Source organism: Pyramidobacter piscolens W5455 (assembly GCF_000177335.1).
In the GTDB taxonomy this organism is placed as follows: domain Bacteria; phylum Synergistota; class Synergistia; order Synergistales; family Dethiosulfovibrionaceae; genus Pyramidobacter; species Pyramidobacter piscolens.
This window is the reverse complement of the sequence record NZ_ADFP01000093.1, coordinates 1-15,906: the sequence shown is the minus strand read 5'-3', so window position 1 is coordinate 15,906 and position 15,906 is coordinate 1. Positions and strand designations below refer to the sequence as shown.

Below are 15,906 nucleotides of genomic sequence, written 5' to 3'. Positions count from 1 at the left end.
GGCTTGTCAAAAAACGCCTGCCTGTGTTATAATGCGCTTTGTTCGCGGAGGGGTGTCCGAGTGGTCGATGGTGCTTGCTTGGAAGGCATGTGTACCTTTGGGTACCGGAGGTTCGAATCCTCTCCCCTCCGCCAATGCTTCTTCATGAACCCGAGAAAGATGAAATCCAGCGTGAAATCGACGAAACTCTTCAAGGCCCTGCATTTTTTATTTGCAGGGCCTTGAGTCGTATTTAAAGCCGGCTTTCCGCAGACTGCGCCGCCCGCTTTGCGAATCTCCCTCGCAGCGCCCTCGCGTTCGGCTTTTTGATCGGGAAACAGGATGAAAATGCCGCGCAGACACGCGCCGCGCCGCGATAACGTGCGGCGCGGGATTGAAAAAATCGCCGCTGACGGCTTCCCGGAAAGCGCCGGGGCACGGTTCCCGTGTGGCCGCGGGGCTATTGCGAAAATTCAGGCTTTTGCCCGAGGCCGTTTTACGGTAAATTAATGTGCGCGTTCATGATATAATAAAATCAGCCTAAAAAAGTAACGATCTTTTTATTATGGCAAAGTCGCGTCTTTTGCACTCAAATATTCATTTAAAAATGGAGGGATGCAGATGATTCAGTTCAGCGAGGCTCAGGTGATGATTCGCGACATGGTCCGCGAGTTCACGAAGAACGAAGTCGCTCCGCGCGATCAATGGATGGACGAGAACGGATTCGATCACGATCTGCATAAAAAGCTGACGGAAGCCGGTCTGATGGCCATTCATATGCCGGAAGAGTACGGCGGAGGCGGCGGCGACGCGATCACCAGCGAGATCGTGATCAACGAAATCGCCAGGGGCAGCGCTTCCGTGGCGCTGTTCCTCGACGCTCATTGGCTGGCGGCCGACATGATCCTCCTTCACGGCAGCGAGGCGCAGAAGAAAAAATATGTTCCGCAGTGCGCCGAAGGCAAGGTTTTCGCTTTCGGTCTGACGGAATCCAACGCGGGCTCCGATGCGGCGGCGATCAAATCGGTGGCGGAGAAGCAGCCTGACGGCGGCTATATCCTCAACGGAAGCAAGGCGTGGATCACGAACTCCGGCGTCGCGGATTACTACCTGATCATGGCGAAAACGGATCCCGCGGCCGGCAACCACGGCATTTCCGTGTTCGTCGTTCCCAAAGACGCCGAAGGGCTGACCGTCGGCAAATTCGAGAAGAAGATGGGCATGAGGGGCACCGCCACCTGCGAACTTTCTTTCGACAACGTCAGGCTTCCCGCCGATTCTTTGGTCGGCGACGAAGGCAAGGGATTCATGATCGCCATGCAGGCTCTGGACGGGGCGCGCATCTCCATCGGCGCCATCGCTTCGGGGCTGATGCAGCACGCCATGGATAAGGCCGCCGCGTATGCCAGGGAACGCACGACGTTCGGCAAGCCCATCGCCAGGCACCAGGCGGTCGGATTCAAGTTCGCCGATATGGCGGCCAAAATCCGCGCCACCGACCTGATGGTCTGGGATACCTGCGAGCTCAAGCGGCAGGGGAAGCGATTTTCCGTCGAAGCGGCGGAGCTGAAGCTCCTGGCCTCCCGATGGGCATGCGAAGTGTGCGACGACTGCATTCAGATCTTCGGCGGCAACGGCTACAGCGCGGAATTCGACGTCGAGAGATTCTATCGCGACGCCAAGCTTTTGGAAATCGGCGAAGGCACGAGCGAGATCCTGCGTCTGGTCATCAGCAGCTCCGTCCTCGGCCGATAGCCCCGCGTCCATCGAGGCATGGAATCCGATGAAAATCCTCGTTTTTGTCAAGCAGGTTCCGGATACTGACGACGTCGCGCTCGACCCGAAAACGGGACGGCTCGTGCGGGAAGGCGTGGAGAGCAAACTCAACCCGGTCGATGCGAACGCCGTTGAAGCGGCTGTACAGCTCAAAGAAAAGCACGGCGGCACGATCGGCGTTATCAGCATGGGGCTGCCCCAGGCGGAAGACGTTCTGAAAAAAGCGCTGGCGCTTGGCTGCGACGAGTCGTATCTGTTATCGGACCGTCCGCTGGGCGGCGCGGACACGCTGGCAACGGCGTATACTCTGTCCCTGGCGGCACGCCGGATCGGCGGCTATGACCTGCTCCTGTTCGGGCGCAACGCTATCGACGGCGATACCGCGCAGACGGGGCCCGCCACGGCGGCCTTCCTCGGCATCCCGCAGATCACGCTGGCCTCTTCCATAGACGTCGAGGACGGCTGGGTCGTCTGCGAGCGACGTCTGGAGGACTGCACGCAAAAAGTCAGAGCCAGAATGCCCGCTCTCGTGACCGTCACGGCGGAGATGAACAAACCGCGTTATCCCAGGCCCGTCGATATCGTGAAGGCGCTGAAGAAGCCGCGGCACACGTGGACCGCTCAAGACCTGTGGGCGGATCCCTCCCGGATCGGGATGAACGGCTCGCCGACGTCGACGCGCGGACTGATGGAGCCGCCGAAACGCAAGGCCGACACGAAGTATTTTCAGGGGCAGCCGCGGGAAATCGCGACGCAGATCGCCGATCTGCTGCACAACGAGCGCCTGATTTAAGGGGGCGAAGCTCATGGCACAGGAAGACTGCAAGGGAATATGGGTGTTTGCCGAGCAGCAGAACGGAGAATTGAACGACACGGTTTTCGAAATTCTGGCACAGGCCCTCGATCTGAAAAAACACACCGGAGAAGAAGTCACGGCGGTGCTTCTGGGCAAGGGCGTGACCGCGTTGGCCCCGGTCCTTTTCGAGTACGGAGCCGACGCCGCGATCGTCGCCGAGAACGACGCCCTGGCGCAGTACAGCGCTCGTCCTTACGAAAAAGCCCTGACGCAGCTGGCTCAAAAGTATCGGCCTTCCATCCTGCTCTACGGGGCCACCTCGCTGGGGAGAGATTTGGCTCCGCGCGTGATGGTCTCTTTGCGCACGGGGCTGACCGCCGACGCGATAGACCTGGGCTTCGACGAGGACGGAGTGTTTTATCAGACGACGCCGGCATACGGCGGCAACATCCTTGCCCGCATTGCGATCCTCGAAAAGAGGCCGCAGATGGTCACCGTCCGTCCGAAGATGTTCGATCCCGTCGAGCCGCGCCCCGGCGCCGCGGGCAGGATGATTGCCGAAACGGTGGACGTCGCGGCGGACGGCGATTACGAAGTTCTTGAAACGATGGCGCGGCAGGATTCCGGCGAATCCATAGAAGATGCGGACATTCTGGTTTCGGTCGGGCGAGGGATCAAGAGCGAAGCAGACCTGGAGCGTTTGAACGAGCTCGCCGCCCTTCTGGGTGGGCGTCTTGCGGCGTCTCGTCCGCTGGTCGACAACGGATGGCTCCCGCATGACCGGCAGATCGGCCAGAGCGGCACGACCGTGAAGCCCAAGTGTATCTTCAACGTCGCGATTTCAGGTTCGGTCCAGTACCAGGTCGGCATGCAGAAAGCCGGCTGCATCATCAGCGTCAACCATACCAAGGGCGCTCCGATTTTCGACATCTCCCACTACGGCGCGGTGACCGACTACAGGACGCTGGTACCGGCCCTGATCGAGGAGATCAAAAGGAGGAAAGCCTGAAGGTTTGGGTCCGCGCTTCGTCCGGAGATTTATAACACTCTGAAGGAGGATTTTGTCCATGAGCGATCGTACGTTTATCATCCCGGAATTCGGCCCCCTTGCGGGGATGAGGATCATCGACAGCGGCTCTCTCATCGCGATGCCCTTTGCCGCCACGGTATTGGCCGATTTCGGGGCCGAAGTCATCCACATCGAACGCCCCGGCGTCGGCGACACGCTGCGTTTGATGGCCCCGTTCGCTACCGTCAACGGCAAGAAAGTTTCCACGGCCTGGGCGCAGGACGCGAGAAACAAACTGTCCATGACGCTCGAGCTCAACCTCAAGCACGAAGAAGTCAAGGAAATCTTCTACGGGCTTCTCAGGGAAGCCGACGTCTTCATGGAGAACATGGTCTGGCTGGAGAAACTCGGCATCTACGACGAAGAACTGCTGAAGGTCAATCCGAGACTCGTCATCGTTCACGTCAGCGGACTCGGGCACAAGGAATTCGGCGGCGTCCCGTCGGTCTGCAACAGGGCTTCGTACGACATGATCGGGCAGGCGTTTTCCGGCTGGCTGTACCTGCAGGGCGACCCCGACCGCGATCCGGCCGTGTCCAAGCCCTATACGAACGACTTCGTTTCGGCCTATGCCGTTCTCTTCGGCATGCTGGCCGCGTATGTCAACGTTCAGAAAACGGGCAAGGGGCAGGTCGTCGACGTGGCGCAGTTCGAGGCGATGGCGCAGTACATGTGCGGCACCTATGCTACGTACACCATGGCTGGGAAAATCACCGAAAGAAGCGGCAACGCGTCGCCGGCGTTCCAGCCTTACAACATCTTCAAGTCGAAGGACGGTTTCCTTGTGGCGCTCGGCGCATTCGGCCCGGGCGTGTACAAGAGATTCATTCAGGGGGCCGGATTCGATCTTGACTACTTCAACTACAACGACTGTTCGTCCGGCATAGAAGCCGTTGCCTCGCCCAAGGGACGCGAGCTGAACCGGAAGGTCATCGAATGGTGCGCCTCCCTGACGGCCGCGGAGATCGAGCGGAAGATGGAGGAGGCGCGGGTTCCCTGCGCCATGCTGAACACGGCCAAATCCGCCTTCGAGAACGAACATTTCAAAAGCCGAAACGACTGGATCACGTACGAGGATCAGACCGTCGAAACCGAAATCACCGCCTTCGGCATCGCCCCGAAGATGTCCGAGACGCCGGGCAAAGTCTGGCGCGGGGCGCCGAAACTCGGGCAGGATACCGAAAACATCCTCAAGACCATCCTCGGATACGACGACGCCAAGATTTCGTCGCTGCGAGAGAAGGGGCTTATCTGAACCAGACTCGGGCTTGTGCCGAGAAAAACTGTGCGAGAGAACCACGCAAAAAGCCGGAAAGAGCGCCACGCTCTTTCCGGCTTTTTGCGGCGGCGACGGTCCCGCCCTCGTGTTCGGCTTTTTGATCAAGAAATAGTATGATTTGTCGTTCCCGATCGAGTATCAGAATGATGCGCCATGGCCGGGAGAGAATGTTTTTAATTGCTCTAAGGGGATTTTTTTGAAAAAACGCTTGACAGGATGGTTAGAGATGTTAAACTAACGGCGTATTAGTTAGCAACAACTAAGAAAAGTCGGGAAACACACGGTCCGAGACTTACAGGGAGTCCAGTCCGCAGCGCATATTTTTCACGGGCAAGATCTTTGGCGGAAACGCAGCGGATCTTGATGAGCAGAGTCGGCGCGCGGAGTTTTTTCTCCGCGCGGGGAGTTGCGTCCTCGGCAAGGGCCGAAGGCTGGAAATTTAAATTCTAAGGAGACGGCACGATGCAGACAAAGAACAAGGTGTGGCGCGGGTGGTCCTTGGGGCTGCTCGCAGTCGCTGTTCTCTTCCTTCTTCTCTTCTCTTTGGCGCAGGACGCTTCCGCGGCCAAGAAGAAGAAATACGACACGTGGAAAGCGGTGGCGGCGGACATGGCGATCGAGTTCTCGCGCGCCCGCGAGAACGTCGAGAAGGGCGAGTACAAGGCCGCTCACAAGAACATGAACGACGCCTATTTCGGCTATTACGAGATCCAGGGCTTCGAGAAGAACGTCATGGTCGCCATCTCCTCGGCCCGCGTCAACCACATCGAGGGCAAGTTCTCGGCCATCAAGCACGTGCTGCTCGGCAACAACGATTCGATGGACAAAGCGACGCTCGTCAACGAGATCGAAGACCTGAAAGTGAAGGTCTACAAGGACGCCATGGTCCTGGACGGTGACATCAGCGACACCGATCCGGACAGTCTCGGCGAAGCCGTCTACGGCTCGGCGGGCAAACCGGCGCCGTACGGCGCTGAGGCCGTCGCAGCGGACAAACAGGCGGCGCCGGAAACGCCTGCGGTCGCTCCCGCCGACCAAGGCGCGCAGCCGGCCCGGAGCGCCGCTCCCAAGAGGGCGCCGGTCAGCCGCGACTGGCTGACGTTCCTGACGGCGTTCGGGCTTTTGGTCCGCGAAGGGCTCGAGGCGATCCTGGTCATCGTCGCCATCGTCGCCTATCTGATCAAGACGGGCAACAAGCCGATGATCAGGAGCGTGTACCTCGGCTGCTTCGCCGCCATTCTCGCCAGCGCGGCGCTGGCCTGGTTCCTAGAGTACATGATGGGCGACGCCAGCGGCGTGGCGCGCGAGCTGCTCGAAGGCTGGACGATGTTCCTGGCGGTGGCCGTGTTGTTCTACGTCAGCAACTGGATGCTGTCCAAAGCCGACACGGAGCGCTGGGAGAATTACATCGGCGGCAAGGTGCGGCAGTCGATCGACAGCAAGAGCCGGTGGACGCTGATCTTTGCGGCGTTTATCGCCGTGATGCGCGAGGGCGCCGAGCTGATCCTGTTCTACAAGGCGGCCTTCACGGGCGGCATGAACAGCGTCCCGCATATCGTCTACGGCATCCTCGCCGGCACGGCGGTGCTGGTCGTCGTCTGGGTGGCGTTCCGTTACTTCAGCGTCAAGCTGCCGCTCAAGCCGTTCTTCCTGTTCACGAGCGTCCTGCTGTTTTTGATGTGCATCTCCTTCATGGGCAAGGGCGTGGTGGAACTGACGGAGGCCGACGTGATCACGGGACGCACGGTGATCCCCGCGATGAAGGGGTTCTCGATCGAGATCCTCAGCATTTACGACCGCGCCGAGACCCTGATCCCGCAGGTCATGCTGCTGATCGCCTCGCTGTGGGTAACGCTGCCCCACCTGTTCAGCAAAAAGAAGAACGGGGAAGCGAAGTAGTTTTCGTTTTCGGAAAGATTCCGCGCCGCGCGGAACTTTTATAGAACAATATCTTTAAAGGAGGAAGTTTTTATGAAAAAGTCTTTCGTCGCAATGCTGGCCGGTCTTGCCGTGATGGCTCTGGCGGCGTCCGCCATGGCCGCCCCCGCGGTGGAGAAACCCGGTGAGAGCGGCTTTGCCGAGATCTCCATCGGCGAAGAAAAGCAGGTCGGCCCCTACAACGTTGCCGCCGTGTACTTCCAGGCCGTCGATATGTATCCCGCCGGCAAGAATCCTTCCAAGGAAGAGTCCGACATGCACCTCGAGGCCGACATCCACCTGCAGCCCGAATACGCCGTGCAGTACGGCTTCGGCGCCGGCGACAACATCTGGCCCGCGTACCTGACCGTCAAGTACGAGATCCTCGACAAGAACAACAAGATCGTCATGTACGGTTCTTTCATGCCCATGAACGCCGATGACGGCCCCCACTACGGCGCCAACATCAAGAAGGGCCTGAAGGTCGGCACCTACACGCTGCGCTTCACCATCGAGCCGCCCACGGATTATCTCCTTCACATCGATCCCGAGACCGGCGTACCCGCCAAGGAGAACGCCAAGGATTACTTCAAGACCTACACCTGCGATTTCAAGTGGAAGTACACCGCTGAACAGCTTCAGAATCAGTAAATCAGAGTCGTAAGCGAAAAAAGAAGTCGAATAATGCGCGGGGGCCGGGCTGCTGAAGGGGCGGAACGGTGCCCCGCTTTGGTTGTTTATTGAGATCGGGGGTCAGTCCCATTTTAAAATATCTTGTTGCGGTCACGGATCATCTTGCCTCTCTATCGTTTTTGACCGGCCTGATCCTCAGCTTCGTGATGCGGAGCAGAGAGAAAATCGACCGTCTGATCGCCTGGGGCGGAATGGCGGCGGGGATCCTTCTCGGCTTTGTGGTCTTTGGAGTGCGCATGTACGATCCCAAGGGCATGAATCTGCCCCTGACGCGGTTCAACCGCTGGGTCGTCGTCGCCATTGCCGCGGCGGCGGCCGCCGCTCTCCTGTGGGCGTTGTTCTCGTTGCTGCTGCGTCGCGTCGGGGGCGTCTGGCGGACGCTGGGCGTCGTTCTGCTGACAGCGCTGACGGGTATCGCTTTCATGTATCTGGCGCCGTCCGTGATCCAGTTCACTCAGGAGTTCGTCTATTTCGGCGAGAGCGGCCTCAGCACCAAGGCGCTGCTGCGCGCGATCGGCTTTGCCCTCGGTCTCGTGCTGTGCCTGCTGCTGGCCCTAAGTTCGTTCAAGGTCCACCGCGCTTTGGGCGAGCGCGGCAGCATGGTATTCCTCGGCGCGTCCGTGCTCTTTTTCTTCGTCGAGTACGGTTTCAACGCCGTCGCTTCGCTGCAGAGACTGAAGATGATCCCGCTCAGCGACCTCGTGTTCGAGATCATGGTCCTGGGCGACGAATACGAAAATTATTTCCTCTTCGCGCAGCTGTTGCTGGGGCTGGTCATGCTGCTGTGGGTGATCGCCACGCACCGGCGCCCCGAAGGGGAGTTCGCCAACCGCGCTCTGCTGCGCAAGGAGAAGGCCCGTCTGCGCAACTGCCGTCGCTGGTCGTGGAGTCTGTTCAGCTGGTCGCTGGCGGCCGTTCTGACGGTGACGGTGCTCCATTATTACGACACCAAGCCTCCGGCGGAAGTGCAGCCGGAAGCGTATGACATCAGCGACGGCATCATTGCCATCGACCTGGAAAAGGTGTCCGACGGGCATCTGCACAAATTTTCCTACGTTACGCCGAACGGCTACGACGTGCGCTTTCTCGTCGTGAAAAAGCCCGTCGGCACGGCTTACGGCGTCGGTCTGGACGCCTGCGAGATCTGCGGTATCGCCGGATATTTCGAGCGCGGCGACGACGTGGTCTGCCGCCGCTGCGACGTGGTCATGAACAAGAACACGATCGGCTTCAAGGGCGGCTGCAATCCGATCCCCTTTCCATATGAAGTGATCGAAGGCCGGATCTACGTCGATGTCAGGGAACTCGAGCGCCACGAACGGCGCTTCAGGTAGGAGGCGAGAGCGGACATGTTCTGGAGAATGATTTGGCGGACGCTCGTCCGCCAGAAGAGCAAGATGCTGATGATCGCTTTCACCGTTATCCTCGGCGTGTCGCTGTCCACGGCCATGATGAACGTCATGCTGGGCGTCGGCGACAAGGTCAACCGCGAGCTGAAAGTCTACGGCGCCAACATCACCGTGCGCCACAAGGAAGCGGCGCTGATGAACGATCTCTACGGCCTCAGCGAGGGGCTGGGCGTCACCGACAAGTTCCTGTACGAAGAGGACGTGCTCAAGCTCAAGACGATCTTCTGGGGCTTCAACATCATCGACTTCGCGCCGATGCTCGACGGCCGCGCGCAGGTCAACGGCGGCGAGGAAGTTCCGCTGCTGGGGACCTGGATGCAGAAGCATGCCGTGCTGAACACCGGCGAGGAGATCGACACCGGCCTGCGCCCGCTGCGCAACTGGTGGCAGATCGACATGAAGGGCGATTGGCTCGGCGAGGACGACGACGATTTCGTCATGGTCGGCGGGCCTCTGGCCGAACGGCTTCAAATCGGCGTCGGCAGCGAACTGACGCTGACGCATAACGGCGCGGCGAAGAAAGTGACCGTCAAGGGCATCTTCGACGACGGCGGCGCGGCCGACGGCCAGATCGTCGGCACGCTGAAAATGGTGCAGGAGCTCATGGACCTGCCCGGCAAAGTCTCGCGCCTCGAAGTTTCGGCGCTGACCACTCCCGACAACGATCTGGCGCGCAAGGCCGCCCAGGATCCGCGCAGCCTCTCGCCCGACGAGTACGAGACGTGGTACTGCACGGCTTACGTCAGCGCCATCTGCCATCAGATCCAGGAGGTGGTGCGCGACGGCGTGGCCAAGCCCGTCCGCCAGGTGGCGGAGTCTGAGGGGACGATCCTCAACAAGACGACGCTGCTGATGATCCTGATCACGATCCTCAGCTCCATCGGCTCGGCGCTGGCGATCTCCAACCTGATCACGGCCAGCGTGATCGAGCGCAGCCAGGAACTGGGGCTGCTCAAGGCTCTGGGGGCCCACAACTATCAGATCGTGCTGCTGGTGCTGGTTGAGGTGATGGTGACCAGCCTGTTCGGCGGCGCGCTGGGATATTTTCTCGGCATCGGCTTCGCGCAGATCGTCGGCCGGACGGTCTTCGGCTCCTCCATCGAGATCGCTCAGATGGTGGTCGTGATCGTGGCCGTGATCCTGTTCTTCGTGACGCTGTTCGGTTCGATCCCCGCGATCCGCTACCTGCTGAACCTGAAACCGACGGAGGTCCTCCATGGCAAATAAAAGACGGAAGATGTACCTCAAGATGGTGACGAGTTCGCTGATCCGGCGCGCCTCGCGGCTGGTCATCGCCGTGCTGGCCGTCGCCATCGGCGCCACCATCCTCTCGGGTCTGGTGACGATCTATTACGACATCCCGCGACAGCTGGGGCGCGAATTTCGCTCCTACGGCGCCAATCTGCTGATCCTTCCCAAGGGAGATTCCAAAATCGAGCGCGGGGACCTCGAGCAGGTGCGCGGCATCATCGGTTCCGACCGCATCGTCGGCATGGCGCCGTACCGCTACCAGACGGTGAAGATCAACGAGCAGCCCTACATCATCGCCGGCACCGACCTGCCGCAGGCGAAGAAGAACAGTCCCTTCTGGTACGTGGAAGGCGACTGGGGCAGCGCCGCCGCGCCCGGCCGGGTGATGGTCGGCAAGGAGATCGCCGAGACGCTGAATTTGTCCATCGGCGACACGTTCACGGTGCGGGGCGTCAAGTACGGGCGCCGCGCCGAAGCCTCGGGGCAGAACCTGTCGGCGGAGGAGAACCGCGTCCGCGACGAGGGCGAACAGAATTTCGCCAAGAAATTGACCGTCTGCGGCATCGTCACCACCGGCGGCGCCGAGGAAGGCTTCATCTTCGCCGACGTGAGCATGCTCGACGGTCTGATCGGCGACAGCTTTCGCGGCGACGTGGTGGAATGCAGCGTCGTGGCCGATTCGGAACAGATGGAAGAGCTGATCGCCGGTCTGGAAGCGAAGATGCCCGGCATCCAGCCGCGCGCCGTGCGTCGTCTCACCCAGTCGCAGGATATCGTGCTGGGCAAGCTGCAGGCGCTGGTGCTGCTGGTCACGACGGTGGTGCTGATCATCACGATGATCTCGGTTTCCACCACGATGATGGCCATGGTCGCCGAACGCCGCCGCGAGATCGCCCTGAAAAAAGCGCTCGGCGCCGAAAACCGCCTCGTCATGGGCGAGCTGCTCGGCGAGGGCGTGCTGCTGGGATTTATCGGCAGCGTCGTCGGCGTGTTCCTCGGCTTCGAGTTCGCGCAGCGCGTCAGCCTCAACGTCTTCGGCCGGGCCATCGACTTCCAGTGGCCCCTTATCCCCGTTACCATCGCGATCTTCATCGCGATCACCGTGCTCGCTTCGATCCTGCCGGTGCGCCGGGTAATGGACATTCATCCTGCGATCGTGCTCAGGGGGGAATAAAATTGGCTAAGATTCTCGAATTGAAAGATGTTTCCAAGATCTACGGCGACCTGCACGCTTTGTCGCACGTCAACCTGACGGTGAACGAGGGCGAATGGCTGTCCATCATGGGCCCTTCCGGCTCCGGCAAGACGACGATGCTGAACATCATCGGCTGCATGGACACGCCCTCGGAGGGCAGCGTCGTCCTCGACGGCGCGGACATCAGCCGCGAGACCGCGGCGAACCTGACGAAGATCCGCCGCGACAAGATCGGCCTGATCTTCCAGCAGTTCCACCTGATCAGCTACCTTTCCGCGCTCGAAAACGTCATGGTCGCCCAGTACTATCACAGCATGCCCGACGAGAAAGAGGCCATGGAGGCGCTGGAGAAAGTCGGTCTGGGACAGCGCGCCCATCATCTGCCCACGCAGCTTTCCGGCGGCGAGCAGCAGCGCGTCTGCATCGCCCGCGCGCTGATCAACTCGCCGCGCATCCTGCTCGGCGACGAGCCGACGGGCAACCTCGACGAGGAGAACGAGCGCATCGTCGTGGACATTTTCCACCGTCTGCACGACGAGGGCGTCACGCTGGTCGTCGTCACCCACGACCCGGAAGTCGGCGACGTGGCGCAGCGCAAGATCGTGCTGGAGTACGGCAAGATCGTTCAGGACATCGACCAGCGCGCCAATTTCAGCGGCGTGCTGAGAGCGTAAAGGAGAGCGCATCGTGAAGAAAGCACTGATTTTGGCGGCCGTCCTCGCCGTGATCGGCGGCGGCGTTTTCGCCATGAAGGACAAGATCTTCGGCGTCACGTACCGCGACGGCGTCTACGAGGGCGAGTACCAGGCCGACGACGGCGAAAACACCAAAGTGATCCTGACGCTCAAGGACAACCGGATCGTGGCCTGCGTTCTCGAAGCCCGCGACGCCATGGGCAACATCAAGGACGAAAATCACGGCAAGGACGGCTCGGCCGAGGATTTTCGCCAGGCGCAGCGCGCCGTGCGCGAGATGAAAAAGTATCCCGACATGCTGATCGAAACGCAGGATGTCGACAAGATGGACAGCATTTCCGGCGCGTCCGTCACGTACAAGGCCATGCAGATTGCCGTGCACGAAGCGTTGAATAAGGCTAGGTGATATTATATGAGAATGTTGTTGAGCGCACTGAACGCCCTGTTGGGACTGGTTCTGACTCTGACGCCGTTCTGGCTGGCGCCCGTCTGTTCGCAGATGGCGCCTCACGGCGGACCCATGAAGTGTTATTATTCCGGACTGTTTGTTGTCGGCATGGGCGCGGTCATTCTGTTTTTCGCGCTGATTGCGCTGCTGCGCCGCGGCCGCGGCTGGCTTGCGGTTCTGGCTTCGCTTGTCGCCATTGCGGCGGCGGTCGCTTGCCTGCTCGTCCCTGCCGGCGTGATTCCGCTGCGCGGCGCCGGATGGGTCTGCGGCCTGTGCGGCGACCCGACGCACGCCTGCCGCGCCGTGACGATGCCGCTTGTGCGGAAAATCGCCGCCGCCATCGTCGCGGTGAACGCGTTTTCGTTGGTTTGGGCTTTCGTCAAGGGATCGCGCTGAGATGCCGGGCGCTTCCCTGAGCACGGCGGCCGTCGCGCGCAAAAACATCCGCCGCCGCCCCTGGCGGAGTTTCTGCCTCGTGCTCACGGTGCTGCTGTTCTCGTTCTTCCTGTACGCGGGCACGGTCATGTCGGTCAGCCTGTCCGGCGGCGCGCGCAGCACCGCCGACCGCCTCGGCGCCGACGTCATCGTCGTGCCGGCGGGGTACGACCCCCACATCGACAGCGTGATCCTCTCGGGCAAGCCGTCGATGTTCTATCTGCCCAAGGACATCCTCGAGCGCCTGCGGGACGTGGAGGGGATCGACCGCATGTCGCCGCAGACTTTTCTGGCGACGGTTCGCGCCTCTTGCTGTTCTTATCCGCTGCAGATCGTCGGCGTCGATTACGAGAGCGATTTCATCGTGCGCCCGTGGCTGGAAGCGACGCTGGGGCGCGGCCTCGAAGACGGCGAGCTGATCGTCGGCTACCGCGTCAACGGCGAAGCGGGCGAGCGGCTGCACTTCTTCGGCGTCGATCTGCCCGTCGCCGGGAGGCTGGAACAGACGGGCATGGGCTTCGACTCCACGGTTTTCGTGACGCGCAAGACGGTGACCGACCTGGCCAAGGCGGCGGAAAACATCTTCAAACATCCGCTCGCCAGCGACGGCAGCCGCGTCTCGACGGTGATGGTCAAGCTGAAGCCGGGTTACGATTCGGTGAAGGTGGCGCAGGAGATCAACCGCCGCTTTGGCGACGACGATATTTTCGCGCTGTTCAGCAAGAAGTTCGTCAACAGCATCGCTTCCTCGCTGACGCTGGTCTCGTGGATGATCCGCGGCGGCATCGGTCTGGTCTGGCTGCTGGCGGTGATCGTCGTCGCGCTGCTGTTCGCCGTGACCATGAACGAGCGCAAAGGCGAGATCGGCGTGCTGCGCGCCGTCGGCGCCAGCCGCGGCAAAATCCTGGCCCTGGCGCTGACCGAAGCGCTGCTGATCAGTTTTTACGGCGCGGCGCTGGGCACGTGCCTTGGCGCGGCGGCCGTGGCCGTCGTCAGCCCGATGGTGGCGGACGCGCTGAAACTGCCGTTCCTTCTGCCGTCCTGGACGGCGCTGGCCCTGCTGGGCGTCGCGTCCGTGGCGGTCTCCGTCCTTACGGGCGTGATGAGCGCGCTGTTTTCGGCGCGCCGGGCCAGCCGCGCCGACATTTACGACGCGCTGAGGGGGAACTGAGATGGGCGCCGTTTTGAATCTGAAAGATCTGTGCAAAGAGTATTCGCGCGGCGGCCGTTCGTTCTTCGCCGTGGACCATGTGTCGCTGACCGTCGAGAGCGGAGATTTCGTCAACGTGGTAGGGCGTTCCGGCAGCGGCAAGTCGACGCTGCTGAACCTGGCGGCGGGGATGCTGGCTCCCGCGTCCGGCTCGGTCGAACTGGACGGCGTCGAGCTGGCCGGCAAAAGCGACGCGGAACTGTCGCGGCTGCGTTGCGACCGCATCGGCTTTATCCCCCAGGGCGCGGCGGCGCTGCCCAATCTGACCGTGCTGGAGAACGTGATGCTGCCGTTCTGCCTCTATCCGCGCGGCGGCGACGGCGAAGGCGCGGCCCGACTGCTGCTGGAGCGCTTCGGCATCGGCGCGACGGCCGACTCGTACCCGGGCGAACTGTCCGGCGGCGAACTGCGGCGGGCGCTGATCGCCCGCGCGCTGATCAACCGCCCGCGGCTGGTGATTGCCGACGAGCCGACGTCGGATCTCGACGTCGAGTCCAGCCGCGGCATCATGGAGGAGTTCTCGCGCCTCAACGCCGAGGGCGCGACGCTGCTGATCGTCTCGCACGACCTCGACTCGCTGAAATACGGCAAGCGGGTCTTCACGATGAGCGAAGGCAAGCTGCGCGAGGGCAACTTGTTCGAGGCGTAAACGGGAACTGCGGGAAAAAATGGAACGCAAAACAAAAAACCGTGCGGACGAACGGGAAGAATTCCATTCGTCCACGCGGTTTTTTATTCGCTCCTTTTTGGTGCGGCTCACGATCGCCTTCGCCAGACGGCGGCGGCGTTGCTGCGGGAGATCAGTTCGTCAACGGGGATGCCGGCGGGGCAGATGGCGCGGCAGGCCAGCGACGTGCCGCAGCCCGAATAGTAACTTGCGACGTACCGTTTCGCCGCTTCGGCGCGGTGGGCTTCGTCGCTTTCCTGATTGAACATGCGGTAGGCGCCGACGGCCGCCAGCGCGCCGGCGAAGCCGCCGCCGGCGCGGAAATTCGGGCAGATCTCGAGGCAGCAGCCGCACATCAGGCAGCGGGACGACTGAAAGCGCAGTTCGTGGGTCTTTTCGCGCGTCACGGCCGCGCCGGAGAGCCACAGATGGATTTTTTTCAGTTGTTCGAAGATGACGCCGCGGTCGACGACGAGATCGGCGACGAGCGGGAACTTGCTCAACGGCTCGAGCGTGACCGTTTGTCCCAGCGGGCCGAGAAAGGCTTTGCAGGCCAGCGTCGGCAGGCCGTTGACGCGCATGGCGCAGGCGCCGCACTTGCCGCAGGCGCAGCCGCATTCCCAGCGGACGGGCGGCGCTTCGCGGCCTTCCAGGTCGGTCAGCGGCGTGCGCGCGTTCAGTTCGCGCAGCGCGGCGGCGACGGAGTCGGATTCGTGGCCTTCGTAGGCGAATTCCTGCCAGACGGCGGGCGCGGCGGGGCCGGCGGCGCGTTTGACGCGGATGACGAAGTTCACGGCTGCTCACTCTCCTTTCCGACGTCCTCGAACGTCACGGCGACGCGCGCGCCGTCGAAGCGCGCCGCGCTGGTGCGGCGGAACTTTGCGTCGTCGCGTTCGGGGTAGTCGCTGCGAAAGTGCGCGCCGCGGCTTTCCTCGCGCGCCAGAGCGCTCTGCAGCAGAGACCGGGCCAGCAGCGGCAAAGTTCCGTTGAGTTTTTCCAGTTCGTTCAGCCCCCGGCGCATGGTCTCGCCGTCGCGGACCACGCCGAGGCAGCGCGCGGTGATTTCGCGCATGGCGTTCACGTCCCG

Annotated in this window: 15 protein-coding genes, 1 tRNA gene and 1 pseudogene; 15 read left to right on the top strand and 2 right to left on the bottom strand. The window is 61.7% G+C overall.

Annotated elements, in window-relative coordinates:
- Positions 1-46 precede the first annotated feature (46 nt).
- The 15 genes from HMPREF7215_RS08405 (at position 47) to HMPREF7215_RS08335 (ending at position 14,801) form a co-directional block, all read left to right on the top strand.
- Positions 47-134 (top strand) — tRNA-Ser (locus tag HMPREF7215_RS08405).
- 466 nt (positions 135-600) lie between these two features.
- The gene (locus HMPREF7215_RS08400; RefSeq protein ID WP_009165378.1) at positions 601-1,734 is read left to right on the top strand and encodes an acyl-CoA dehydrogenase family protein; all 1,134 of its coding nucleotides are present in this window, start codon (positions 601-603) and stop codon (positions 1,732-1,734) included.
- A 28-nt stretch (positions 1,735-1,762) separates the two neighbouring features.
- Positions 1,763-2,548 carry an electron transfer flavoprotein subunit beta/FixA family protein gene (locus HMPREF7215_RS08395; protein ID WP_009165377.1) on the top strand — a complete coding sequence of 262 codons (786 nt, stop codon included), beginning with the start codon at positions 1,763-1,765 and terminating at the stop codon, positions 2,546-2,548.
- A gap of 13 nt (positions 2,549-2,561) precedes the next feature.
- Entirely contained in the window at positions 2,562-3,560 is a 999-nt protein-coding gene (locus HMPREF7215_RS08390; RefSeq protein ID WP_009165376.1) for an electron transfer flavoprotein subunit alpha/FixB family protein, read from the top strand.
- Between the two features lie 58 nt (positions 3,561-3,618).
- Positions 3,619-4,875 (top strand): CaiB/BaiF CoA transferase family protein, encoded by a 1,257-nt coding sequence (locus HMPREF7215_RS08385; protein WP_009165375.1) that lies wholly within the window; start codon positions 3,619-3,621, stop codon positions 4,873-4,875.
- Between the two features lie 486 nt (positions 4,876-5,361).
- Positions 5,362-6,798, top strand: coding sequence for an FTR1 family iron permease (locus HMPREF7215_RS08380; protein ID WP_009165373.1), 1,437 nt, complete (start codon positions 5,362-5,364; stop codon positions 6,796-6,798).
- Positions 6,799-6,870: 72 nt separating this feature from the next.
- Positions 6,871-7,467, top strand: a complete 597-nt coding sequence (locus HMPREF7215_RS08375; RefSeq protein WP_009165372.1) for an iron transporter — start codon at positions 6,871-6,873, stop codon at positions 7,465-7,467.
- Between the two features lie 68 nt (positions 7,468-7,535).
- Positions 7,536-8,843 carry a Fe-S-containing protein gene (locus HMPREF7215_RS08370; protein ID WP_009165371.1) on the top strand — a complete coding sequence of 436 codons (1,308 nt, stop codon included), beginning with the start codon at positions 7,536-7,538 and terminating at the stop codon, positions 8,841-8,843.
- 15 nt (positions 8,844-8,858) lie between these two features.
- A complete protein-coding gene (locus HMPREF7215_RS08365) occupies positions 8,859-10,145 on the top strand; it encodes an ABC transporter permease (protein WP_009165370.1) in 1,287 nt (428 codons plus the stop codon).
- A complete protein-coding gene (locus HMPREF7215_RS08360) occupies positions 10,135-11,343 on the top strand; it encodes an ABC transporter permease (RefSeq protein ID WP_009165369.1) in 1,209 nt (402 codons plus the stop codon). The genes HMPREF7215_RS08365 and HMPREF7215_RS08360 overlap by 11 nt, the downstream gene beginning before the upstream one ends.
- A gap of 2 nt (positions 11,344-11,345) precedes the next feature.
- On the top strand, positions 11,346-12,038 hold the full coding sequence (locus HMPREF7215_RS08355; protein WP_009165368.1) for an ABC transporter ATP-binding protein: 693 nt from the start codon (positions 11,346-11,348) through the stop codon (positions 12,036-12,038).
- Positions 12,039-12,051: 13 nt separating this feature from the next.
- The gene (locus tag HMPREF7215_RS08350) at positions 12,052-12,465 is read left to right on the top strand and encodes an FMN-binding protein (protein WP_009165367.1); all 414 of its coding nucleotides are present in this window, start codon (positions 12,052-12,054) and stop codon (positions 12,463-12,465) included.
- 12 nt (positions 12,466-12,477) lie between these two features.
- Positions 12,478-12,903 (top strand): DUF4418 family protein, encoded by a 426-nt coding sequence (locus HMPREF7215_RS08345; protein WP_050768899.1) that lies wholly within the window; start codon positions 12,478-12,480, stop codon positions 12,901-12,903.
- A 1-nt stretch (position 12,904) separates the two neighbouring features.
- A complete protein-coding gene (locus HMPREF7215_RS08340; protein ID WP_009165365.1) occupies positions 12,905-14,113 on the top strand; it encodes an ABC transporter permease in 1,209 nt (402 codons plus the stop codon).
- Position 14,114: 1 nt separating this feature from the next.
- Positions 14,115-14,801: an ABC transporter ATP-binding protein gene (locus tag HMPREF7215_RS08335; RefSeq protein ID WP_009165364.1), complete on the top strand. Its 687-nt coding sequence runs from the start codon at positions 14,115-14,117 to the stop codon at positions 14,799-14,801.
- A 107-nt stretch (positions 14,802-14,908) separates the two neighbouring features.
- Here HMPREF7215_RS08335 and HMPREF7215_RS08330 read toward each other — a convergent pair whose 3' ends face one another.
- Entirely contained in the window at positions 14,909-15,613 is a 705-nt protein-coding gene (locus tag HMPREF7215_RS08330) for a 2Fe-2S iron-sulfur cluster-binding protein (RefSeq protein ID WP_009165363.1), read from the bottom strand.
- A pseudogene (locus HMPREF7215_RS08325) lies at positions 15,610-15,906 on the bottom strand (hypothetical protein); the annotation flags it as partial. The gene HMPREF7215_RS08330 and the pseudogene HMPREF7215_RS08325, both read right to left, overlap by 4 nt.